We start from the raw sequence: 24410 nt of genomic DNA on the forward strand, positions 1-24410 counted from the left end.
ACAACTGCCAATTTGTAAGATGTTTACTTGGGTTTAGTGATCTCCGTCTCGAGACGGAGATCAAATTCAATCCAGCGGCTGTATCGGGCTTTATGCGTACTCGGTTATACTAAGTGTACAGCAAGCACAGGCCGTGCAATAAATACAATAAAGCTGCGAAGGATGTTATGGCGCAGAACAGTGAAATGGGGGATTGAAATGTATAGATCGATGTTAAGGCGGCTAGTATGGGGCATGTTGATTGTTTTTGTTGGGGTCATCATGTTGGTGGCTTACGTCGGGAATGGATATGGCCTGGGCGACCTAATCGGTATATTCTGGCCGCTCTTCCTGGTCGCATTGGGACTCGATGGCATTATAAGCCATAAGAAGGATGATCATTGGTGGGGCTGGTTGATGGCGGGTCTGGGGGTCTATTTTCTCACCCGTAACTTAGGCTTTCACTATCTATCTGTAGGAGAGCTCATCAGCTGTGCGATTCCAATCATCATCATCTGGTATGGCCTCAAGATGATCTTCAAGCCGAAGAGCAAAGGGAAGCCCAAGGAGAATGACGATTGGAAATCCTATCCTGGGGATGCGACTATGCCGCCCCCGCCGCCGTTGCATCCCGATCCGACCAAGATGAACCATGCTGGGCAATCGGGACGACCAGACGAGCAGGGCCACTCACATTTCGCTGATAAGAGCAGCGATGCTTCGATGAACGATCATGATTATGAAGATGGCATGGATTTCAAGAGCTATAAGGAGCAGTACAAATACTATAAAAAGGAATATAAAGAATACAAGAAGAATTACAAGGATAGCAAGAAGGAGCGTGTTGAGTGGTGGGATTCTGATCCAGGTGCCCAGAACCGTTCCAGCTTTATCGGGGATGTCTATATCGGCTCGGATTATTGGGAGCTGCGGCCGATGAATGTATCTCACTTTATTGGCGACACCGTCATCGATCTGACCAAGGCGCAAATTCCTTATGGGGAGACAAAGCTGACGATTTCGTCCTTCGTTGGCGATGTGAAAATCTATCTGCCCAACGACTACGAGGTCGGCATACAGGTGATCACGCATGCATTCGCTGGGGACACGAAAGTAATGGATCGCAAGGATAGCGGCATGTTCCGCAATAGCAGCTTGTCCAGTCCGGCGTATCATGAATGTGATAAACAAATCAAGCTGGTCGTCAGCACCTTCATTGGAGATGTAACGGCGACGCGGGTAGGGTGAGGGAAGCGTGGTAGTCAGACTGCTAAGAAGTACCAAATGGGAGCTTATACTGTTCTTTATCATGGCGGCTTGTGCGTCGCTCATTATCTATAACGTTCTGCCCTCATGGCTACAGGGCTCTATTAAAGCGAGCGAGATGTATCTCATCACGCTCGCGCTTGTGTTGCTGGTGAACATAGGGGCCGGCTACTGGGCAGCGCAGCGCATTATGAATCAGATCGATACCTTGCATCTGGGACTGAAGCAAGCGGCTAATGGCAATCTGGATGTGCGGCTTCCAGAGCAACAGGCAGGCTCATTCTCTCCGGCGCATACCGAATTTAACCGCATGGTGTCTGCAATGGAGGAGAGGCTGCATCTGATTCAGCAGCTAGGTGAGGAGCAGGTGATGCAACACGGCGCATCGGTTGAAGCTGCTGTAATGGAAGAGCGCAAACGGCTGGGGCGCGATCTGCATGACACCGTCAGCCAGCAGTTGTTTGCGATACATATGTCGGCCTCGTCACTGCCGAAGCTGCTGGAGCTGAATCCGGGTAAAGCCGGGGAAGTGATGGAGCAATTAATCCAGATGTCGTCGCTGGCTCAGCGTCAGATGAGAGGGCTGATCGCCAAGCTGCGACCGCTTGAACTGGAGGGCAGATCGCTGCAGCAGGCGCTGGACAAATGGTTCCCTGACTATTGCCGGCAAAACGGGCTGCAGGGTATTCTCGACTGGCAGCTTGCTACGGCGCTTACGGAGGCGAAGGAGCATCAATTTTTCCTGATCATACAGGAGGGGATGGCCAATATCGTCAAGCATGCTTCAGCCAAGACGGCAACGCTAACCGTTCGAGAGACGGAGCGGCAGCTCATGCTCATCCTGCAGGATGACGGGGGCGGCTTCCGTGCCGATCAGGTGCAGCGCGGCTCCTACGGACTGTCGACGATGAGAGAGCGGGCGCAGCGTCTAGGCGGAGATGCGGAAATATTGAGCAAGCCGGGCGGGGGCACGATCGTGCGCGTGACCGTTCCGAAGTTAAACCGCAAGGAGGAAGCATAACATGAGTCAGCAAAGCTCACGCATTATGATTGTAGATGACCACGATATGGTAAGAGCAGGGCTAAGAACGTACCTTATGCTTGAGCCGAGTTTTGAAGTGATAGCGGAGGCGGCCAATGGTCAGCAGGCGGTGCAATGGCTGGAGGCTTGCCCCGTCGAGCAGCGGCCGCAGATTGTGCTGATGGATCTGATGATGCCGATAATGGATGGCGTAGCCACCACCAAAGCGATGATGAGCGTCGATCCTAGCCTAAAGATCGTCATGCTGACCAGCTTCTTGGAGGATGAGAAGGTGGTTGCGGCGATTGAGGCTGGTGCCGTCAGCTATGTGCTCAAGACGGTCTCGGCGGAGGAGCTGATCTATGCCCTCCAAGGGGCAGTCAAGGGTATGCCGGTGATGACCGCCGATGTCTCTCAAGCGCTGACACGCGGCCTGCGGCAGTTATCGGCTCAGGGCTCGGATGAGAACCTGACGGAGCGGGAGAAGGAAGTGCTGTATCTGATTGCTGAGGGGCGGACGAACAAGGAGATTGGCGAGGAGCTGCATATCGGCATCAAAACGGTGAAAACACATGTCAGCAATCTGCTGATGAAGTGCGAGGTAGAGGATCGGACGCAGCTCGCTGTGTATGCGCATCGCAAAGGCTGGGTGCGGAGCACATAAAAAGAGGAGCTTCTGGTTACACTAGAAATAGAAGAAACGTTAAGCGGCGGCTGACGGTCACTATTTCGATTGTAAAGGAGACGCATCCCCTATGATCCCACTATCGTCCAAGCTTGAAGCGCGTGAACAAGAGTTTGTGGAGATAATGAAAATGCTGGAGGAGCACCAGTTTGCCTTGGGAGGCAACTGGGATTACAAGCATGGCTCCTTCGACCGCTATCTGGATGAGGCGCATAAGGTATGGCTGCGCATCCCCTTTGATGTCATCAATGGCAACCTGGATGGAGAAACCGAGGAGAATGATGCGAAGATTCGGCTAGGTCAGCCCTACGTACTGAAGCATGTATATAATGAAGGCCTGGACCCGGAAGCCCAGCCGCGGACATTGGGCGGGCTAGTGGATCAGTTCCAGCCTCCGCTTGACCCGGATGCTCCTGTAGAGCAGAAGTGGATTGAGGAGGCTCGCAGCAAGCTGGAGCAGGTGGAGCAGTTGTTTCCTAATGGATAGGTTTCTCCGATATGAAGAATTTCGTTGTGCACCGCACAGGAAATTCTTTTTTATTTCGGTTTAAAATGCTAATAATATCCATTAATGGTAGCCCCCGGTACGCCTGCGAAAAAGCGCCTAGCTAAGAAGAAACACAGTGACATAGGTTTAAGCCCTTGAGAATTATCTCTGGGCTTTTTAAGTTTTCACTGTCTTAATTGTTTTTCAGAGGGATTATAGGGGAATGCTAAATATTAAAGATAGGGTGAAATACCACGGAGATGAGGGTATTTTGATGTTTTAATTATGCCCACTTTCTGCCCACAATCCGTACAGGCATGCCAGCGCGCAGCAACACGTAGCAGCACGCTAAACCCTTGATTTTACTGGGTTTAGGCATGCAAATACTTTATTTTGATTTTATGGTTTTTTAATATTCGTTTAAGGTACATTGTGCAATATATAAGCATAACAACTAACCACTTTGCTTGATATAGATTGAGGAGGAATGAAGCATGGACGACAACAACAAAAGAAACAATTATGATGATTTTTTCGGCAAACGTTCAGACGACAATGGAGAGCGGCAGGAGCGCAATGAGCCATCGGAGTCTCATTCCCCTGGCCAAGAGGAAGAGAAGCCATCCTATTATTATTCCTATGGGCCATTCAAGCGGAGCATAGATAGCGACGCGATGCAGGAGGCTTCCTCTGCAGGCACGGAGCGGTCGGATCGATCGGAGCCGTCCTATAGCTCGCATAGCTCCAGCTACAACACGCCCCCTGCCTCACGCTTTGCCCAGCCGTTGCCGTCATCGCAGGTGGAGGTTACGCCTCCAGATCAGACTCGAGTCTATCACCCGGATGCCGCACCAGCAACCAAGCCTCAGCCGACGGCGAATTGGAAGGCGAGCAAGGAGAAGCGCGGTACCTCTTTCAAAACCATGTTCGCCGCGTTTATGGCGGGAGTCATCGTGGTGGGCTCGCTAATGGCAGTGGCAGACAATCAGAACTGGTTCACCTTCAATAATAACGCAGCGGTTGCCAGCCACTCGGAGAGCGCAGTGAAGGCCAGCGCGTCAGGTGCAGGGGGAACGGTATCCAATGCACTTGATGGCACACGGCCCAACAATATTGCACAGATATTTAATCAGGCAAGCCCGGCCGTTGTGAAGATTAACACCTATGTGAATGCACGTTCCAGCTCCAGTAATTCGCTTGATCCGTTTTTCCGCCAATTCTTTGGCGATAGCTATACACCTCGGGGCTCCGAGAGAGGGAATGACAACAATGGCAATGGCAGCGACAGCAATGGCGGCCTGGTAGAGAATGGCCTGGGCTCCGGCTTCCTCTTCGAGAGCAATGGCTACATCCTGACGAATCAGCATGTTATTGCCAATTCGGACAAGATTGAGGTGACGGTGCAGGGCTATGCGACACCGTTCGAGGCGAAGCTGCTTGGCTCGGACTACAATCTGGATCTGGCCGTATTGAAGATTGAGGGCGAGGGCTTCCCGAGCCTGAAGCTGGGCAGCTCCGACTCCATTAATATCGGCGATTGGGTAGTAGCGATCGGCAACCCGCAAGGCTTTGACCATACGGTAACGGTCGGTGTACTGAGCGCCAAGGAACGTCCAATCTCGATCTCTGATCAGGATGGCACGCGCAACTACGAGCATCTGCTTCAGACGGATGCTTCCATTAACCCGGGCAACTCCGGCGGCCCGCTGCTGAACACCAGCGGCGAGGTGATCGGCATCAACACTGCCATTAGCTCGAGCGCTCAGGGCATCGGATTTGCGATTCCGACGAGTACGATTAAGGACGTGCTGGATAATCTGAAGAATAACAAGGAAATTCCGAAGCCGTTCATCGGTGCTGATCTGATGGATCTGACGGACGAATACGCCAAGCAGCTCGGCTTGAGCTCTACAGAGGGCGCACTGGTACGCAATGTGTACTATAACTCCCCTGCCTACAAGGGCGACCTGCGCCAGTTCGATGTGCTGGTCGGCATTAACGGTACGAAGTACAAAACGAAGGAGGAGCTGATCGCTCAGATCAAGAAGCAAAATGTGGGCGACTCGATCACGCTGAACATTATGCGCGGCGGACAGGCGATGGACTTGACAGTCGAGATTGGCGACAGCACCACCTTCAATATGATGCAATAAGCTGCTGCGCAGCAGACTAGCAGGCAACGGCAGACAGGCAGGTATAACACCTGCCTGTTTTGTATTCATGTTCTGTTCACACCTGTAGTTGCTCTGACTGAATCAGGGCTGGGACATGCTCTTTAAATAACATATAGACTTGTATATAATGGATGAAAAACGGGGATGAGGACAAAACGTGAGACCACAAATCATGGTGATCGATGATGATGAGAAGATTACTTCGTTGCTTAGGCGAAGCCTTGCCTTTGAAGGGTATGAGGTCGTGACCGCACCCAATGGCTTGGAAGGACTGAAGCAGATGATGACGGCTGATCCGGATCTGCTGATCCTGGATGTGATGATGCCGCAGGTAGACGGCTGGGAGGTCGCGAAGCGAGTGCGTGAGGGAGGAAGCTCCGTGCCGATCCTGATGCTGACCGCGAAGGATGAGGTGCAGGATCGGGTGCGGGGACTTGACCTGGGGGCGGACGATTACCTCGTCAAGCCGTTCGCACTGGAGGAACTGCTGGCCCGTGTTCGCGCATTGCTGCGCCGCAAGACGGACAAGACAGAGACGAGCAGCAGCCGGCTGACCTATGAGGACCTGGTGCTTGATCTGGATTCGCGGGAAGCGATCCGGGCGGGGAGAACCTTCGAGCTGACAAGCAAGGAGTTCGACTTGCTGCATCTCTTCATGCAAAATCCGCGCCGGGTGCTCACCCGCGAGACGATTATGGAGAAAATATGGGGATACGACTTCAGCGGCGAGTCGAATGTGCTGGAGGTTTATATCGCCATGCTGCGCCAAAAAACTGAGGATGGGGGCGGCAAACGGTTGATTCAGACCGTGCGCGGTACAGGCTATGTGCTAAAAGGGGAGGTCGGCTGACATCATGTCTATCCGTCTTAGGCTGACAATGTGGTATTCAGGGCTGTTGGCGATTACCCTCATCGGCTTGGGAATATCGATATTTTTCCTGGTGCAATATTTTACGTATAGTACGGTCAAATCCCAAATTGAACAGCAGGTCAACAGCATCGGAATCTCGGGAACGAGAGATTTCTTTGAACGGCTGAGGCTGAATGTGAATCCGAATACAATCAAGGGCGAGGAGCTGTACATCCAGGTGGTCAATTACCAGACCAACACCAGATCGACGACGACGAATCTGCGTGGGGTTGATTTTCCGTACCCGGATAATAGTCTGCATCTGCAAGAGGGCTATGTGACGACCAGTGTACAGGATGTGCCGTTCCTGGTCTATCAGCGTCCGCTCGTGCTGCCGGACACGGGAGAGACGGTAGGGCTGCTCCAGGTGGCCGCCTATACCGGACGTGAGGAGCGTCTGCTGAGCCATCTCCAATCCATTCTCACCCTGTCCATTTTGACAGCGATATTGATCGCCTTCAACTTCGGTCTGTTTCTGGCTCGCAAGGCGCTGCGTCCGATCGAAAATGTCATTCAGGCGACCAATAAGATTGAGAATGGCTCCAATCTGAGCGTTCGCATCCCGCGCGGCAATCCGAATGATGAGATGGGGCGACTGACAGATACGCTCAACGGGATGCTGTCCCGGCTCGAGACGACCTATAACGAGCTGGATGAGGCCTATAAGGCACAGCGGCGCTTTGTGTCTGACGCCTCGCATGAGCTGCGTACACCGCTCACCACGATTCGCGGCAATATCGATCTGCTGGAGAAGATGTGGCAGCCTCGTCTGGAGGAGATGAACCAGGAGGGCAAGCAGGTTGTGCTGCACGCGGAGCAGGCGGAGATGTCGCTGGAGGCGATGCGCGATATCTCGGATGAGGCGAAACGAATGACGCGTCTTGTGAGCGATATGCTGTCCCTTGCCCGTGCGGATGCTGGTTATGTGATGGAGAAGACCTCTGTCGAGCTGCTGCCGCTGGTAGAGGAGGTCGCCCGGCGTGCTCAACTGCTGCCGCGCACTGTTGAGCTGCGGATCGGGGATCTGTCGCCGCTGCGGGCGGTGCATGTCATCGGCAATGAGGATTACTTGCGGCAGCTACTGTTCATTTTCATTGAGAATGCGTTCAAGTATACCCCGGAGGGCTATGTGGAGCTGGAGGCGATGACCGCACAGAATCAGGCGGGCATCTCGGTAAGGGATACGGGCATCGGCATGAACTCGGATGAGATTCCGCATATCTTTGATCGCTTCTACCGTGCTGACCTGTCTCGCGGCAAGACGGCGGGCACCGGCCTTGGCTTGTCGATCGCCAAATGGATCATCGACGAGCATGGCGGCTCGATTGAGGTGAAGACCCGTGAAGGGGAAGGGACGACATTTTTGATCTGGCTGCCCGTCAGCTTTCCTCAGGAGGGTTAATTAGGGTATAATGGAGCCATCAGACTCGAATGGGCCAAGACAACGATGATGAGCCGATTCTGTCAGAAAGCAGGTGGCATTCCAAGTGGATATTGTGAAAATATCGCCGCGCGGCTACTGCTATGGTGTTGTGGATGCGATGGTGCTTGCGCTGCAGGCAGCCAAAAATCCCGATTTGCCGCGTCCGATTTATATTTTGGGCATGATTGTGCATAATTCCCATGTAACCGAAGCCTTCGAGCGCGAAGGCATCATTACGCTGGATGGAGAGAACAGGCTGAATATTCTGGAGCAGGTGGAGAAGGGGACGATCATTCTCACTGCTCATGGCGTCTCGCCCGAGGTGCGCAAGCGTGCCCGCGAGAAGGGATTGACGATTGTCGATGCGACCTGCCCCGATGTGACCCGTACCCATGATCTGATTCGGGAGAAGGTTGCTGAGGGCTATAAGATTATCTATATCGGCAAGAAGGGGCATCCTGAGCCGGAAGGGGCGATCGGCATCGCGCCGGAGGATGTATACCTCATCGAGAAGGAAGCTGAGATCGAGCGGCTGGAGCTGGCGCATAGCAAGCTCTTGATTACCAATCAGACGACGATGTCGCAATGGGACATCAAGCATCTGATCAGCCGCCTGCAGGACAAGTATCCAGAGGCCGAGGTGCATAATGAGATCTGCCTGGCTACCCAGGTGAGGCAGGAGGCTGTTGCAGAGCAGGCAGGGCAGGCAGATCTGTGTCTGGTCGTCGGCGATCCGCGGAGCAACAACTCGAATCGGCTGGCGCAGGTGTCGGAGGAGATTGCCGGGGTCACCTCCTACCGCATCTCCGATCTGAGTGAGCTGAAGCTGGAATGGCTGGAGGGCGTCCGCACAGTGGCTGTGACCTCCGGTGCGTCAACGCCAACGCCCATTACGAAGGAGGTTATTGCGTTTCTGGAGCAATATAACCCGCTCGTCCCGTCGACCTGGGAGCTGAAGCGAACGATTGATATGGAGAAGCTGCTGCCACGGCTTCGGACGAAGTCCAAGTCCTAACCGGCTGGCAATAAGCCGCCATCGATTTTCCCCACATACGTCTGCAACGGTTGCTTGCTGCTGCTGTGGAATTAGGGGTTGACGAGGGCGGTTTTTTCTTGTATATTTACTTTAACGAATAAAAGCATAAAAGCGTAGAAGCTAAAAAGCATCGAAGCATAAAAGCGTACAAGCGTTAAAGTGAAAAGGAGAGAATGAACGATGATCGTAATTACAAAATCGGATGTAACAGAAGAACGGATCGCTGAAATTGTGGAGCATATTGAGAAGGGCGGCGTGCAGGCTCATGTATCGCGAGGCACCGACCGGACGGTCATCGGCATCATCGGCAAGGCAGAGCCGACGCTATCTGAGCATCTGCGTCAACTGAAGGGTGTGGAAGAGGTCATCAAAATCTCCAAGTCCTACAAGCTGGCCAGCCGCGACTTCCATCCGGACGATACGATCATTGATATTAAAGGTGTCAAGATCGGTGGTAGCCATCTGGTCATTATGGGCGGTCCATGCGCAGTGGAGTCGCCCGAGCAGATCGACGAGATTGCGCGGCTCGTTAAGGCTGCGGGGGGCCAGGTGCTGCGTGGCGGGGCGTTCAAGCCGCGTACAGGGCCGTACAGCTTCCAGGGCGTAGGGGTAGAGGGCTTGAAGATGATGGCGGAGGCAGGGCGCAAGCACGGTCTGCTGACGATTACAGAAGTGATGACGCCGGAATACGTAGATATTTGCGCGGAATACGCTGACATCCTGCAGGTGGGCACGCGCAATATGCAGAACTTCGATCTGCTCCGCAAGCTGGGCACGATTCAGACGCCTGTGCTGCTCAAGCGTGGCTTCAGCTCCACATACGACGAGTTCCTTAACGCAGCAGAATACATCCTCGCGGGCGGCAATCCGAACGTGATGCTGTGCGAGCGTGGCATTCGTACCTTCGAATCCTACACGCGCAATACGCTGGATCTATCCGCTATCCCGGTACTTCAGCAGTTGAGCCATCTTCCGGTCATCTCGGACCCGAGCCATGGCACAGGACGCAGGGAGCTGGTAGAGCCGATGTCCAAGGCGTCTGTGGCGGCCGGAGCGAATGGCTTGATTATCGAGATGCATACGGACCCGGACAACTCGATGACTGGCGATGGCGTGCAATCGCTGTTCCCGGATCAGTTCGCAGCGCTGCTCAAGGATTTGGAGAAGCTCGGGGCGCTGGTTAACAGAAACTTCAATACAGAGAAAGCGCCGGCTGAGGCATTTGCCACTTGGAAAAAATAATAAGGATCGATCAGGCTGTAGAGATGACCCTCTGCAGCCTGTTTTTTTTGCTCGCTCTCCTGCGAGGCGAAGCTTTGCTGCCAAGGATGCGTTGGCCTGGATGCTCCGATCTGACCCCTATGTCCGGCTTAACCCGTCAAGGGCGGGCGGGCATAGCCGTTCATGGTGGCGTATTGGATGCCATGGGCTTAATAAACGAACATTCTTCATTTTTGTAAATATATCCATTAAATGATTATCAAGGAAATAATACTTGGATACATAACTTGAAATCGCTCTCAATAGGCAGATTCAAGTAGATGTCAAGACATATCTATGGCTAATTTGTGAAAATATCCATAAAAGTGTAAGGATACCTGACATGGGCTCAAAAAATACCTTACATAGATATTGACGAACGTTCGGGGAGAGTTTTATAATAACGACATGGTTAAAGCAAAACTTGAACAATAACAGTTCAGATCAATGCTAACGTTCGGAAATGGAGGAAATATAAGATGTCAGTTCAAAAGGTTTTAGACACAATCAAGGAAAACGATGTTCAGTTTGTTGATTTTCGTTTTGTAGATCTTTCCGGTCGCGCACACCATATCTCGCTTCCTGCTACAGAGGTGGAAGCCGAGACGTTTGAGAACGGTGTTGCATTTGACGGATCTTCCATTCCAGGCTTCCGTGGCATTGAGGAATCTGACATGGTCATGATGCCAGACACAGAAACTGCGTATATTGATCCCTTCACAGCACATCCTACACTGATTATTATGTGTAACATTCATACACCGGATGGCGAGCGCTATGATCGTGACCCGCGCAGCATCGCGCAAAAGGCAGAAGAATTTCTGCAGAGCAGCGGCGTAGGCACAGCAGCATTCTTCGCGCCTGAGTCCGAATTCTTCATCTTCGATGATGTTCGCTATGAGAGCGGCATGAACACGTCCTTCTTCTCGGTGGATTCCGAAGAAGCGGCTTGGAATACTGGTCGTAAGGAAGAAGGCGGCAACCTGGGCTTCAAAATTGGCGTAAAAGGCGGCTATGTGCCGGTTGCTCCAGTTGATACCCAGCAAGACATCCGCAGCGAGATGGTTCGACTGATGCAAGAAGCAGGACTGCGTGTCGAGCGTCATCACCATGAGGTTGCGACTGCGGGTCAAGGCGAAATCAACTTCCGCTTCGACACACTGACCAAAACCGCTGACAATCTGTTGAAATATAAATACATCATTCATAATGTAGCTCGCCAATATGGTAAAGTAGCGACATTCATGCCGAAGCCGATGTTTGGCGACAACGGTAGCGGAATGCACGTTCACCAATCGATCTTCAATGGCGATTCTCCGCTCTTCTATGAGAAAGGCGGCTACGCTAACCTGAGCAAGATGGCTCTGAATTACATCGGCGGCATTCTATACCATGCTCCAGCATTGATTGCATTGACTAACCCGAGCACGAACTCGTTCAAGCGTCTTGTTCCTGGCTACGAAGCACCGGTGAATCTGGTATTCTCCAAAGGAAACCGTTCTGCTGCAGTTCGTATTCCGGTAGCTGCTGTAACGCCGAAAGGCTGCCGCATCGAGTTCCGTACACCGGACTCCACTGCGAATCCATACCTGTCCTTCGCGGCGATGCTGCTGGCTGGTCTGGACGGCATCAAGCGCAACATCGATCCGTCGGCTCTGGGCTATGGTCCTTATGACAAAAATATCTATGATCTGTCTGATGAAGAGAAAAAAGAAATTCGCAGCGTGCCGGGCACACTGGACGAGGCGCTGGATGCTCTCGAAGCGGATTCCGTCTTCTTGACAGAAGGTGGCGTATTCTCCCAAGACTTTATCGACAACTATGTTGCGTTTAAGCGTCAAGAAGCAAAAGCCGTATCCATCCGTGTTCATCCACATGAATACAGCCTTTACTTTGACTGCTAATCTCGATTCCTGGTATAATTCGGTAGGCTCCCTAAGGGGGCCTACCTTGTGTTTTATCGGCCAAGATACGACGCCGTGTTCAAAGCTCCGACATATATCGTTGCTTTCTGTCTAATGGGATCAAAAACCTTACTTGATGCAGAACGCTAAACTTGCTATCATAGCCATATCATAATTTATGAAAAAGACAGGGAGTGTTTCAATTGACGAACAGAGCATTAAATTTTAATGCCGGACCGGCGGCGCTGCCGCTTGAGGTGCTGCAGCAAGCACAAGAGCAATTCGTGGATTATCATAGTGCGGGCATGTCTATTATGGAAATGTCGCACCGCAGTGCTGCTTTCGAGCAGGTCAATAACGAAACACAAGCGCTGATGCGCAAGCTGTACGGAATTCCTGACAACTACAAGGTGTTATTTCTGCAGGGCGGAGCCAGCACCCAGTTCTCCATGATTCCACTCAATCTGCTGCAAGCAGGCAAGCCTGGCGCTTACGTGAACACGGGCAGTTGGGCGATCAAGGCGCTCAAGGAAGCACAGCTAGTGGGAGAGACGGTCATCGCAGCAACATCTGAGGCAGACAAGTTTAATCGCATCCCTGCCCTGGACAGCATCGAGGTGCCGGATAACGCCTCCTATCTTCATATTACCTCCAACGAAACGATCGAAGGCACGCAATTCGCGCAATTTCCGACATTGAGCCCGGAAGTGCCGCTTATTGCCGACATGTCCAGTGATATTATGTCCAGACCTGTCGATATTAGTCAATTCGGTGTCATCTATGCCGGTGCACAAAAAAATCTGGGCCCCTCCGGCGTAACCATCGTCATCATTCGCGACGATCTGGCAGCCTCCAGCCCGAAGCATGTCCCAACGATGCTGCGTTATGATACACATGCCAAAGCCGATTCCCTGTACAATACACCGCCTTCCTTCTCGGTCTATATGGTTAATCTGGTATTGAAATGGATTGAAGCCAAGGGTGGCGTAGCAGCACTGGAGCAATACAATCGTGACAAGACGAAGCTCATCTATGATACAATCGATCACAGTGGCGGCTTCTATCGCGGGTTTGCCCAGGCGGACAGCCGTTCTGTCATGAACATTACGTTCAGACTGCAGACGGAGGAGCTGGAGAAGCAATTCGTGAAGGAATCCGAGCAGCAGGGCTTTGTTGGCCTGAAGGGCCATCGCAGTGTAGGCGGTCTTCGTGCTTCCACCTACAACGCCGTTCCACTTGAGAACTGCAAGGCGTTGGCCGAATTTATGACTGATTTCCAGCGCCGCAACGGATAATTCGACATCTCTGGGCCGCTGGTCTCATTTATGGGCGAGCGGCCTTTTCATACTAACGGATTACCGTGCGAACGGAAGCCTAGTCTGTCAAGGATGGCAAAGCCGTTGCGCTTGCTCAATTCAACATGCAAGGAGTTGCTGGTGTGGCGTTTCATATTGTGCTGGTGGAGCCGGAGATTCCGGCTAACACTGGAAATATAGCTCGAACCTGTGCAGCCACCGGCACGCACCTTCATCTGGTCAGACCGCTGGGATTTCGCACGGATGACCGGACGCTGAAGCGGGCTGGGCTTGATTACTGGCATGCGGTTCAGGTTCATTATTATGATTCGTTTCAGGAGGTGGTGCAACAACATTCAGATGCCCGCTTCTTCTTTGCTAGTACGAAGGCGGACAAACTATATTCCGAATTCAGCTATCAGGATGGAGATTTTTTGGTTTTCGGCAAAGAAACCAAAGGACTTCCGCAGGAGCTGCTCGATTCTAACCCGGGATGTCTAATGAGGATGCCGATGACCGATAAGGTTCGTTCTCTGAATTTGTCGAATTCCGCGGCTATTATTGTCTACGAAGCGCTTAGACAAACCGGATTTGTGGATTTGAACTAACAGTAAGGTGTGTTAGCGGGCCTGCGACTGTTTCAATCGGGGGCTTGCAGGGTAATAATGCGGTATTAATTCCACATTTATTGCCCATAAGAGGTTAACGCCAAACGGCGATTCGCCGAGAGGCTCAAAAAAAGCATTGCAGCATAGTATGAGAACATTGGTTGTCATCTTTCCTATACCTCTTAGTTCTATAATTGCAGAATACTAAGAAAGTTGACCAAGTCAGCAGGAAATAAGCCAGAACCATCGAATGTTAATAAAGCAATGGTTTCTCAGAAATGACTTGCAATTCTAGACACAGGAGAGGTGAAAATCGGTGAAACCAGCAGGAGTAGTAAGAAAAGTTGACCAATTGGGGCGTATTGTCCTACCCAAATCCCTTCGTAAAAGATACCAGATGAATGAGGGCGACCCCGTAGAAATTCTGGTGCAGGGAGATCATATTATTTTGGAGCGTTACCGTCCTAGATGTGTTTTTTGTGGATCTATGGAAGAGGTGCGCGAATTCAAAGAGCGTTACTTGTGTGCGTCCTGCATTCAGGATATGTCCCAATTGCGCCGAGCGTAATGGGCATGGGCCAGCGGCTTCTATAGTCGGCTAACTGGCCTGTTCCGTTGCAGCTACGTCACTCCATTATACAATGACGGAATCAACATACGTCGTGTTGCCGCAGCTTCATTCCGCAGTTGTTCTGGTGGATCGGGGAATCAACGGAGTTGTCCTGATGTTGCAGCGTGTTGCGGCATAGAAGAAGGAGCCTTCCAGATGGAGGGCTCCTTTTCTTATAGGCCTTTTGTCTTATCTTCGTTGTAGGACGCCGTGAACATAGCGGTCAAAAACAGAGCCATCACAATCATGATAATGACGAAATTCAATGAGATTTCCATCGTACACACCTCCAAAAAGCATTGCCTATATTATACCCAATCCCTTTGTAAAAGAAAACGCATAAAGTTGTGAACAGATTGTTACATTTCCTCCGAATAGGTTGACGCAGTCGATCGAGCGTTCCTAGCGAGAGGTTACGAACAGGCAAGCAGCAGCGTATACTGTGGCAGATGGGGGGCGATGAGCGGTGGGGATGGAGCAAGGTAGCGGCGAGGCTAGTAAGAGACGGGCCGGAGCGGGACTTCATGAGCTGCTTGCGGCTGCAACTGCTGGGATAACGTGCGAATGCATCTCGTTGGCAGAGGATTCGTTGTATGACCGTCTTATTATATCCGCAATTCATGAAGACGACCGTCAATTGTTGTGCTGCCTGAAGGAGCAAGATGGAGAAATAGGGACAAATCTGTTACTTGCAGGTGAGATCAATGCTCACATGAGACGCTGCCATGGTACGGGAATCACTCGGCACAGCCAACTTCTGGTCGCCAAGGAAAGACTGTCTGCGTTGGAATGGGTGCTGAGGACGCTCATAGACCGCGAGGGAGGGGGAGCGGTGCTGGTGCAAGCCCGAAGCTGCAGGCGCAGCATGAAGTTGATGCGCACGCTAGGGTTATCCATCGTACCGATGGACTGCGGCGATCCAACTGGACAGGGTGGGGCAGAGCGCGACATGCGACGGATCGGGGCGCAGCTAGCCAGACTGCGTCCGCTGTGCATCTATGTGATGCCGGATCTCCACCCGGCGGACGGCTCCAGTTGGGATAGCGAATGGCGCGAGAGTCTGCTTCATCTGGCCGCGCGCAGCGGCGTCCCGATAATAGAGGATCATCCATACAGCGGTCTAGCGCTGAATGGGAGCTTGCCGAAGTCATCGCTGCTGGCAGGCTCCAAGGCCGCGTATGAGGCGCATGGAGCTCGTCTGGCTGCGCGTGCGACCCAGAGCCCGGACGACACTGCGGCGAAGTGGAGCGGTGTCATCCACATCGGCTCCTGGGGCGCGCTGGCTGCGGAGCACAACGCGCCAGTCCTGCAGGCGGCCTGGATCATGACTGCAACGCCGCTGATCCCGTCGCTGGCGGGCGGAGCGCATCGCTACGCCCTGCCGCTTGGGCAGCAGTTGACCCTTGGCAGGCTGCTGCCCAAGCTGAAGCTGGCGGAGCAACTGAAGCGGCTGGCGGCAGTCTGCTCCAGGCGGCTGCTGCGCACGAAGGCGCTGCTGCGCGATCATGCGCCCGCTCTGCGCTGGGAGGAGCCGCGCGGCGGGATGTTCCTGTGGCTGCGGCTCCCGCCGGGACTGGCAGCCACGGCGCTGCTGCGCGAGGCGGAGCGCTGCGGCGTGCTGCTGGCGGCTGGCGCATTATTCGAAGCGGGGCGGCAGCAGGCAGGCGATGGACAGCAGCAAGGCGGAGCAAGCGAGCAAGGTGAAGGTTTGCGCCTTAACTACTGCCAGACGTCAGAGGAGCAGTTGGAGGAGGGAGTGCGGCGTCTCGGGCAGGCGGTGGCGGCATTCACTGCCCGCAGCTAATGGCTTGGCGGCAGTACAGCTCTGCCGGATGCCTCGAGCCAGGCAGCTATGACCGCAGCATGCTCCGCTAGCGCCTGCTCGCCTGGCGAGCGCAACTGGTACACGCCGCGCGCACTCCGCTCGAACCAGCCGTAATAGTTGTTGCGCAGCACAGCGCCGGCTTGACTGACATCGGTGTGAGCGGCAATCGCACGCGGCGCGGACGGGCCGAGCTGCTGGAGCGCCCAGGCGCAGCGCAGCGCCTTCTCCTTGTAGGCGGTCATCAGCTTGCGTCCGGTGACACCGCCCGTATTGTAGTCGCCGGAGCGCTCCTTGAACTCCCGCAGCGTGCGGCTGGCGCGGGCGCGCCGCATCGTTCTGCGCGGCGTGTCGCCCGGCTCGCACAGCATCTCAATCTGCGGCTGCTTCGTCTTATAGAAGGTGACGGTCATCAGCCCCAGTCCCAGCATCCGGCATAGCTCGGCAAGCTCGCCGAAGCGCTGGTTATGGGCGCCTCTCTTGGAGCGGTTGCGCTCTACAGCCAGCACGACCTGACACGACAGGCGCAGACGTTCGACGCCCTGCAGCAGCAGAGCGAGATTGAACGTCTTTTTCATTTCCACAATCAGCATGTCCTCTTCGCTGTCCGTTCCCTCCCGAATGGCGACCAGATCACAGCGCAGCACCTCTCCTTTGACAGTATAGCCACGCTGTTCATAGTATTGCTTGATGGGCTCATAGAGCTCGCTTTCGTGCTTGATGGCCAAGCTTGCTCTCTCCTTATGTAAAAGTTAAGTATAGCAACCAGTATACCATAAGCTCTGTTGCGGCGGGTGCCCATGCTTGTAGCCCGGGAGTCGCTGATTACTAGGAGATAGCGGCTGCGGTTGACGATGTTATTTTGCAGATACGCACAAAAAAATGGGGCAACTTCCCCTCTCTCAATGCATAGGAATGTATTACTCCATAATTTTGGGCATCAGCTTAATCCAATGTGGCCATCTATAGGGTTCCCCTATAGAGTAATTTGAATTTCTGAGCGATGACTGTACGGTGCTGCTCATCGGACGGCATCGCCGGTGGCTATGCGGTTGGCTGTGGGGCAGGGCGGCGGCGTAGGGCGTATAGAGTGAATCAAGTGTCTGCTGTCTGATCCGTGGAGGGCGGGTCTTTGGGGCTTGACCGCACGGAACAGGCAATGAAGTGCTGGGGAGAACAGAAGATGCACGCAGCGGGAGCGATGGGAGGAGACAGGGCGCATGGATATTTTTGAACGCATATCGGCTTACAAAGCAGAGAATGAGAAGCTCGCTTGGACAGGGACTTTCAAGGACTACATCGAGCTGTTGAGGGTAGATCCAACTCCGGCGATGACAGCTCATGCACGAGTCTATGAGATGATCAAGTCTTATGGGGTCGATGAGGTCGGGGGCGTCAAGCGCTACAAGTTTTTTGAACAGGAGATTTTTGGGCTTGACCGGGCCATCGAGAAGCTCGTGGAGGAATATTTTCATTCGGCTGCGAGGCGGCTGGATGTGAGAAAGCGGATTTTGCTGCTCATGGGGCCCGTTAGCGGCGGCAAGTCGACATTAGTCACGATGCTGAAGAAGGGGCTGGAGAGATATTCGCGCACGGACAGCGGGGCGGTCTACGCCATCCAGGGCTGCCCGATGCATGAAGATCCGTTGCATCTCATTCCACATGAGCTGCGTCCCTATATTGAGCGGGAGCTGGGGGTGAGAATCGAGGGCAATCTATGCCCTTCCTGCCAGTTGCGTCTGAAGACGGAATATGAGGGGCAGATTGATCAGGTTGCGGTGGAGCGGGTGCTCATCTCCGAGGATAACCGGGTCGGCATCGGCACGTTCAGTCCATCTGATCCGAAATCGCAGGATATAGCTGATCTGACAGGCAGCATCGACTTTTCGACCATTACCGAATATGGCTCGGAATCCGACCCGCGGGCATACCGGTTCGATGGCGAGCTGAACAAGGCGAACCGCGGGCTGATGGAGTTCCAGGAGATGCTCAAGTGCGATGAGAAGTTTCTGTGGAATCTGCTCTCATTGACCCAGGAGGGCAACTTCAAGGCAGGGCGCTTCGCCCTCATCTCGGCCGATGAGCTGATTGTGGCCCATACAAATGAGACAGAGTATCGATCGTTTATCGCCAACAAGAAGAATGAAGCGCTGCAGTCGCGGATGATTGTCATGCCGGTGCCGTATAATCTGAAGGTGTCTGAGGAGGAGAAGATTTATTCCAAGCTTATCGGCCAGAGCGATATGAAGCATGTCCACATTGCACCGCATGCGCTGCGCTCCGCCGCGATCTTCTCGATCCTCACGCGCCTCAAGGAAACGAAGAAGCAAGGAATGGATCTGGTCAAAAAAATGCGCATGTATGATGGCCAGGAGGTGGAAGGGTATAAAGAAGCGGATCTGAAGGAGATGCAGAGCGAGTTCATCGAGGAGGGCATGACTGGCATCGATCCGCGGTATGTCATCAATCGCATATCCAGCGCCTTGATCAAGCAGGATCTACAGTGCATTAATGCGCTGGATGTATTGCGCGCGCTCAAGGATGGCATGGACCAGCACCCGTCGATAACGAAGGAGGAGCGGGAGCGATACTTAAACTTTATCTCAGTGGCGCGCAAGGAGTATGACAGCCTGGCGAAGAAAGAGGTGCAAAAGGCGTTTGTCTACTCGTTCGAGGAGTCAGCGCGCACGCTGTTTGAGAACTATCTGGACAACATCGAATCGTATTGCAACTGGACGAAAATCAAGGACCCGCTGACGGGAGAGGAGATGGAGCCGGACGAGAGGCTGATGCGCTCCATCGAAGAGCAGATCGGCATTTCGGAGAATGCCAAGAAGGCGTTCCGGGAAGAGATTCTGATCCGTATCTCCACCTACTCGCGCAAAGGACGGAAATTCGATTATGCCAGCCATGACCGGCTGCGGGAGGCGATCGAGAAGAAGCTGTTCGTGGATCTGAAGGATATTGTCAAAATTACGACCTCGACGAAGACGCCGGATGAAAATCAACTCAAGCGCATTAATGAGGTGACGAAGCGGCTGATGGACGACCACGGCTACTGCCCGGTCTGCTCGAATGAGTTGTTAAGATATGTAGGCAGCTTGCTTAATCGATAGGTGAATTGTTACACGGCGGAGCGCCCTTCGGAGGGGGATGCTCCGCTGTGTTTCATTGGGCTATGAAATATTGACAGATACCATTCATTGCGTCACAATGCCATTATTAGTCTTAATCTTATCGTTGCCAGGGGGCATGCGTGATGTCAAGGATAAATGTTACTCCAGAGCGTGAAAAGCAATTGAAATATACCGGAATTGGCGAGGATGATTTAAAGCTGCTGGAAGATTACCGTCCCGTATTTGAGCAGGTGGTGTCTGAGGTCGTAGACCGCTTCTATGAAAGGGTAGAGCAGGTTCCACATCTGCGCGAGCTGATTGGTCGGTTCAGTACGCTCGAGCGGCTGAAGGGGACACAGAGGGATTACTGGTTATCCCTAACGGATGGCATGATTGACTCCGCATTTATAGATAATCGGGTAAGAATTGGACAAGTCCACTCTCGAATCGGCTTGACGACAGATTGGTACTTGGGTACCTATATGATCTATCTGGATATTGCGACCCAGGTGTTTGCGCGGGTGCTGCCTGGCGAATGGCAACGGATTCTGTTCACAGTGAGCAAGATGTTCAATCTGGACTCCCAACTGGTGCTGGAAGCTTATCAGAGAGAGGAGCAGCTTGCGCTGCAGGGTCTGGCCAACAACCAGCAGATGATGCTGGAGGCCGTCACCTCGGCAGTCCAGGAGCTCGCGGGAATGATTGTACAGCTCGATACGAGTACCAAGTCCATCGCCCAGACGGCGGTTGCGACGGCAGAGGCGCAGGAGAGCTCACATCAGTTGCTTGGCGAGCTGAAGGGAGAGATTGAGCAGATTGCCGAGATGGGCTCGCTAATCAAGGGGATATCCGATCAGACGCATCTACTCGGTCTGAATGCGGCGATTGAGGCAGCACGGGCAGGCGATCATGGACGAGGATTCGAGGTTGTGGCCAATGAGGTGCGCAAGCTGGCAGCTAACTCAAGAGTAGCGCTAAATGAAATTCAGGAGCGACTTGACTCGATAGAGCATAAAGTGTCCAGTGTACGTTCCGAGTCAGAGAAGACAAGTGTGCAAGCCCGCAAGCAAGCGGCCAGCTCTGAGGAGTTAGCTGTGTTTGTGCAGATGATTGACAAGGTCAGCAAGGAACTGGAGGAGTTGAAAAAATAAGCAAGCGTTAACATGTTACATCTAGTGTTACATATTCAAAATTATCAGAATTATATGTTAATTTTATTGACATAAATAGGCGATGCCAGTATGATTGAAAGTAATAAATCATGCTGGTATCGCCTATTTAATATTTTTGTTAAATAATATTACATTCATCGTGTAGGTTGGTCATTTGTGGAGGAGGCGGTAGGCATGTCGACAGCTCGAAAGTCGCAGCCGTATTACTATGATGCTCATTCATTCTTTGATGAAATGTTCATGCCGGATATGACGGTGAGAGCGCATTATGAGCCCATTCACCGGCAATTCTCCAGGCTGAAGGCTTCGGAGCTGTCCTATAGACAGCAGGCGCTGGAGCAACGAATGCTGGAGGAGGGCATCACCTTCACCCTCTATTCGCCCAATCAGCGGGAGCCGCTGGAGCGAACGATTCCTTTCGATTATATTCCCCGTGTCATTCCGGGAGCGGAGTGGCGCATGGTGGAGCAGGGAATCAAGCAGCGTGTGCGGGCGCTCAATGCTTTCACCTGCGACATCTATCATGAGCAGCGGATTGTAGCGGACGGGCTGATTCCGCGGCGGATGATTGTCGGGAACACCTATTTTCGACCGGAGATGGTGGGCTTTGATGTTCCCTGCAACGCTTATATGACCACATCAGGCATCGACCTGATTCGCGATGAGCGGGGACAATATTATGTGCTGGAGGATAATTTGCGTTCGCCTTCAGGATTTTCCTATCTCTATAAAGGCAGAACGTTGATGAGCGAGCTGTTCCATGACTTGTACTTCTCCTGCTCGGTGCAGAACATCGAGCACAGTCTGAATCACTTCCTTCGCTCGCTGCGAAGTCTGGCGCCTTCGGGCAAGAAGGATCCGCTCATCGTGCTGCTGACGCCGGGGAGCTATAACTCGGCTTATTACGAGCATACCTTCTTGGCGCAGCAGATGGGTATTCATCTTGTGGAGGGCAGGGATCTGGTCTATCACAACCACAAGATCTATCTCAGGGATCTGCGTGGTCTGCGGCAAGTAGATGTTATCTATCGCCGCATCGATGATGACTATCTTGACCCGCTCGCGTTCCAGCCTGACTCGCTGCTGGGCGTGCCCGGTCTGATGAATGCGTACCGCGCCGGCAATGTCGCGATCGCGAATGCACCTGGCACCGGGGTCGCAGATGACAAGGCGGTATATGCTTACGTGCCCGATATGATTCGTTACTATCTGGGCGAGGAGCCGCTGCTGAATAATGTCCCGACGTATCTGCTCTCCCGCAAGGAGGACAGGGCATTCGTGCTGGAGCATCTGAGCGAGCTGGTGGTCAAGGAAACGTCCCTGTCGGGCGGTTATGGGATGCTGATCGGCCCGGCGTCTACAGCGAAGGAGCTGGCGGCCTTCAGAGAAGCGATCATCGCTCATCCGGAGCGCTATATTGCCCAGACGACGATGATGCTCTCGCGAGCGCCGGTGATGCAAGGTGGTGCGATGGCGCCGCGACATATCGATCTGAGAGCCTTCGCCTTGATGGGCAGCGATCTGCATGTCATCCCGGGCGGACTGACGCGCGTGGCGATGAAGGAGGGCTCGCTGGTTGTCAACTCCTCACAAGGCGGTGGAGTGAAGGATACCTGGGTGCTGCAAGACGAATAAGGAGGAGATCGAAATGCTGAACCGCAATGCAGAAAGCTTGTTTTGGGTCGGGCGTTATATGGAACGGGCGGAAAATCACGCGCGGCTGATTGATGTGCACTACCATCTGCAATCGGAGGCCGACCATTCAGCAGCGGACACTGAAGAATTACAGCAGCGCGCGGCACAGCGCTGGATTCGCATCGTGGACGCGCTCGGCTGCCGATCGATCTATGAGCAGCGCTACAGCGGCTATACAGAGAGCGACGTGCTGTACTATGTCACACATGACCGCGAGCACGCCAATTCGCTGATTTCCTGTATCCAACACGCCCGCGGCAATCTTCGCACCTTGCGTGAGAAGGTGCCTACCGAGATGTGGGATGCGATCAATACATTCTATCTATGGCTCCGTGACAAGCGTCAGGAGGAGCTGTCCGGCGAATCTCCGCATCAGTTCTATATTCGGATCAAGGAGTGGACGGCGCTCTTCCTTGGGATCAGTCAGTCGGTTATGCCGCGCGAGAACGAATGGTACTTCATCGAGTGTGGTCGCTACCTGGAGCGTGCGGAGAATACGCTGCGGATCATTCAATCCGCTGTGGGCGCGGGGGGAGCAGAGGAACAGAGCAGCTACTCCTATCTACAGGCTCTGCTCAAGTCGGTCAGCGGCTATCAGGTGTTCCGCCGCTATTATGCCGATGGCGTGTCGGTCGAGGCTATTAACGAATTTCTTGTCCTGCACCCGGCATTTCCGCGCTCGGTTCACTTCTCCTTGCTGGAGATGCACCGCCATCTGAGCGGCATCCAGTTCCAGGATGCCCAGCTCAAGGCGAACCACGCCCGCATGATCCGCCAGGCAGGGCGGATGATTGCTGAGCTGTCCTGCATGGAACGCGAGGACATCGGCAACGGTGGAGAGATTGTGGGCGAGCTGCTGGAGGACTGTCAGGAGCTGGGGGTGGCCTTCGCCAAGACGTTCTTTCGGCTGGGGGAGGCGAGTGCATGAAGCTGAAGATTGCTCATGTGACCGAGTACAGCTACGGTCATGCCGTCACGGACAGTGTCAATGAAGTGCGGCTAAGTCCCTGTACAGACGAGAAGCAGTCCTGCTACCAGCATGCGATTGTAGTGGAGCCCAATGCCTCCTTGTTCAGCTATGAGGATTACTTCGGCAACCGTGTGCATGCCTTCTCTGTCAATGCGCCCCACACCAAGCTGACGATCAGGACGCAGATGACCGTAGTGACGCGGGAGGTGGATAAGGCGGAGCGGGCTCGCCGCCAGTCGCTTGGAACCAAGCACTGGGTATGGTATGAGAGCGAGGAGGCGCATAATCGGTTCGCGGAGTATCTGCTGCCCACAGGCTACACGACGTTCACGCAGGAAGTGGAGCAGTTGGCGGGCGATTGGCGCGGCTGTGGCGTCTATGAATGGCTGGCTGGTCTGTCATCACGCATTCGCTCCGAATTTGTCTATGATCCGCTGGCAACCAATGTGCAGACGACGGTGGCGGAGATGGTCATCTCTCGGCGCGGAGTATGTCAGGATTTCGCTCATCTGATGATCTCCGTCTGTCGTCACATCGGTGTGCCGGCGCGCTATGTGAGCGGCTATCACTTTATTGGCGACCTGCAGGGCGGCAGCACAGACTTTCAGCATGCCTCTCATGCCTGGGTAGAGGCCTATGTGGCAGGCGCCGGATGGTGCAGCTTCGATCCGACGAATGAAGCGCCTGTCGGCGAGCGCTATGTGAAGCTGGGGCATGGCCGCGATTATAAGGATATTGTACCCGTCAAGGGTCTATACCGCGGAACTGGCGTGCAGCAGCTTCATGTTACGGTTGATGTGCAGCGGTTGAAGGAGTAGGCCTGCCAGGTTTGCTGAAATTTATAGTAGCGCACAACGCAGGAGCTATCTTGACGATTCTTGCGGTCTGGTGCTGCCCCGCGCTCAAAAAAAGGCAAGCCGGTCACGTAAACGGCTTGCCTTAACTATATCGAAGATAATGTCCAATGTCAGAGGAGG

20 protein-coding genes are annotated in these 24410 nt (G+C 53.5%); 19 read left to right on the forward strand and 1 reads right to left on the reverse strand.

Annotated elements, in window-relative coordinates:
• Nucleotides 1–198: 198 nt before the first annotated feature.
• The 14 genes from liaF (at nt 199) to ACY1JZ_RS09770 (ending at nt 16462) form a co-directional block, all read left to right on the forward strand.
• Complete coding sequence (liaF, locus tag ACY1JZ_RS09705; RefSeq protein WP_462629007.1) at nt 199–1227, forward strand: cell wall-active antibiotics response protein LiaF; 1029 nt, start codon at nt 199–201, stop codon at nt 1225–1227.
• A 7-nt stretch (nt 1228–1234) separates the two neighbouring features.
• A complete protein-coding gene (locus tag ACY1JZ_RS09710; protein ID WP_462629008.1) occupies nt 1235–2266 on the forward strand; it encodes a sensor histidine kinase in 1032 nt (343 codons plus the stop codon).
• Between the two features lies 1 nt (nt 2267).
• On the forward strand, nt 2268–2930 hold the full coding sequence (locus ACY1JZ_RS09715; RefSeq protein ID WP_270164934.1) for a response regulator: 663 nt from the start codon (nt 2268–2270) through the stop codon (nt 2928–2930).
• A gap of 91 nt (nt 2931–3021) precedes the next feature.
• Complete coding sequence (locus ACY1JZ_RS09720) at nt 3022–3438, forward strand: YugN family protein (protein WP_270164932.1); 417 nt, start codon at nt 3022–3024, stop codon at nt 3436–3438.
• Between the two features lie 494 nt (nt 3439–3932).
• A complete protein-coding gene (locus tag ACY1JZ_RS09725) occupies nt 3933–5591 on the forward strand; it encodes a S1C family serine protease (RefSeq protein ID WP_462629009.1) in 1659 nt (552 codons plus the stop codon).
• A gap of 178 nt (nt 5592–5769) precedes the next feature.
• Nucleotides 5770–6462, forward strand: a complete 693-nt coding sequence (locus tag ACY1JZ_RS09730; protein ID WP_270164929.1) for a response regulator transcription factor — start codon at nt 5770–5772, stop codon at nt 6460–6462.
• Between the two features lie 4 nt (nt 6463–6466).
• A complete protein-coding gene (locus ACY1JZ_RS09735) occupies nt 6467–7924 on the forward strand; it encodes a sensor histidine kinase (RefSeq protein ID WP_462629010.1) in 1458 nt (485 codons plus the stop codon).
• Between the two features lie 85 nt (nt 7925–8009).
• Nucleotides 8010–8960, forward strand: coding sequence for a 4-hydroxy-3-methylbut-2-enyl diphosphate reductase (locus tag ACY1JZ_RS09740; protein WP_270164926.1), 951 nt, complete (start codon nt 8010–8012; stop codon nt 8958–8960).
• Nucleotides 8961–9161: 201 nt separating this feature from the next.
• Nucleotides 9162–10223: a 3-deoxy-7-phosphoheptulonate synthase gene (gene aroF, locus ACY1JZ_RS09745; protein WP_270164924.1), complete on the forward strand. Its 1062-nt coding sequence runs from the start codon at nt 9162–9164 to the stop codon at nt 10221–10223.
• Nucleotides 10224–10720: 497 nt separating this feature from the next.
• Nucleotides 10721–12145: a type I glutamate--ammonia ligase gene (glnA, locus tag ACY1JZ_RS09750; protein ID WP_462629011.1), complete on the forward strand. Its 1425-nt coding sequence runs from the start codon at nt 10721–10723 to the stop codon at nt 12143–12145.
• Between the two features lie 203 nt (nt 12146–12348).
• Nucleotides 12349–13440 carry a 3-phosphoserine/phosphohydroxythreonine transaminase gene (gene serC, locus ACY1JZ_RS09755; protein WP_462629012.1) on the forward strand — a complete coding sequence of 364 codons (1092 nt, stop codon included), beginning with the start codon at nt 12349–12351 and terminating at the stop codon, nt 13438–13440.
• A gap of 143 nt (nt 13441–13583) precedes the next feature.
• A complete protein-coding gene (trmL, locus tag ACY1JZ_RS09760) occupies nt 13584–14048 on the forward strand; it encodes a tRNA (uridine(34)/cytosine(34)/5-carboxymethylaminomethyluridine(34)-2'-O)-methyltransferase TrmL (RefSeq protein WP_462629013.1) in 465 nt (154 codons plus the stop codon).
• 316 nt (nt 14049–14364) lie between these two features.
• Entirely contained in the window at nt 14365–14616 is a 252-nt protein-coding gene (locus tag ACY1JZ_RS09765) for an AbrB/MazE/SpoVT family DNA-binding domain-containing protein (protein ID WP_270164917.1), read from the forward strand.
• A gap of 508 nt (nt 14617–15124) precedes the next feature.
• Nucleotides 15125–16462 carry an aminotransferase-like domain-containing protein gene (locus ACY1JZ_RS09770; protein WP_462629014.1) on the forward strand — a complete coding sequence of 446 codons (1338 nt, stop codon included), beginning with the start codon at nt 15125–15127 and terminating at the stop codon, nt 16460–16462.
• On the opposite strand, the gene ACY1JZ_RS09775 is transcribed toward ACY1JZ_RS09770, so the two are convergent.
• The gene (locus ACY1JZ_RS09775; RefSeq protein WP_462629015.1) at nt 16459–17208 is read right to left on the reverse strand and encodes a DUF2161 family putative PD-(D/E)XK-type phosphodiesterase; all 750 of its coding nucleotides are present in this window, start codon (nt 17206–17208) and stop codon (nt 16459–16461) included. The genes ACY1JZ_RS09770 and ACY1JZ_RS09775 overlap by 4 nt on opposite strands.
• 492 nt (nt 17209–17700) lie before the next feature.
• On the opposite strand from ACY1JZ_RS09775, the gene ACY1JZ_RS09780 reads away from it, so the two are divergent.
• From ACY1JZ_RS09780 to ACY1JZ_RS09800, 5 genes are all read left to right on the forward strand, one after another.
• Nucleotides 17701–19596: a PrkA family serine protein kinase gene (locus ACY1JZ_RS09780; protein WP_462629016.1), complete on the forward strand. Its 1896-nt coding sequence runs from the start codon at nt 17701–17703 to the stop codon at nt 19594–19596.
• A 143-nt stretch (nt 19597–19739) separates the two neighbouring features.
• On the forward strand, nt 19740–20747 hold the full coding sequence (locus tag ACY1JZ_RS09785) for a globin-coupled sensor protein (RefSeq protein WP_270164911.1): 1008 nt from the start codon (nt 19740–19742) through the stop codon (nt 20745–20747).
• Between the two features lie 195 nt (nt 20748–20942).
• Entirely contained in the window at nt 20943–22403 is a 1461-nt protein-coding gene (locus ACY1JZ_RS09790) for a circularly permuted type 2 ATP-grasp protein (RefSeq protein WP_462629017.1), read from the forward strand.
• A 13-nt stretch (nt 22404–22416) separates the two neighbouring features.
• Entirely contained in the window at nt 22417–23391 is a 975-nt protein-coding gene (locus tag ACY1JZ_RS09795; protein WP_270164907.1) for an alpha-E domain-containing protein, read from the forward strand.
• On the forward strand, nt 23388–24251 hold the full coding sequence (locus ACY1JZ_RS09800) for a transglutaminase family protein (protein ID WP_462629018.1): 864 nt from the start codon (nt 23388–23390) through the stop codon (nt 24249–24251). Before ACY1JZ_RS09795 ends, ACY1JZ_RS09800 begins: the two co-directional genes overlap by 4 nt.
• The last annotated feature ends 159 nt before the right edge of the window (nt 24252–24410 follow it).

Source organism: Paenibacillus sp. J5, from assembly GCF_054955055.1.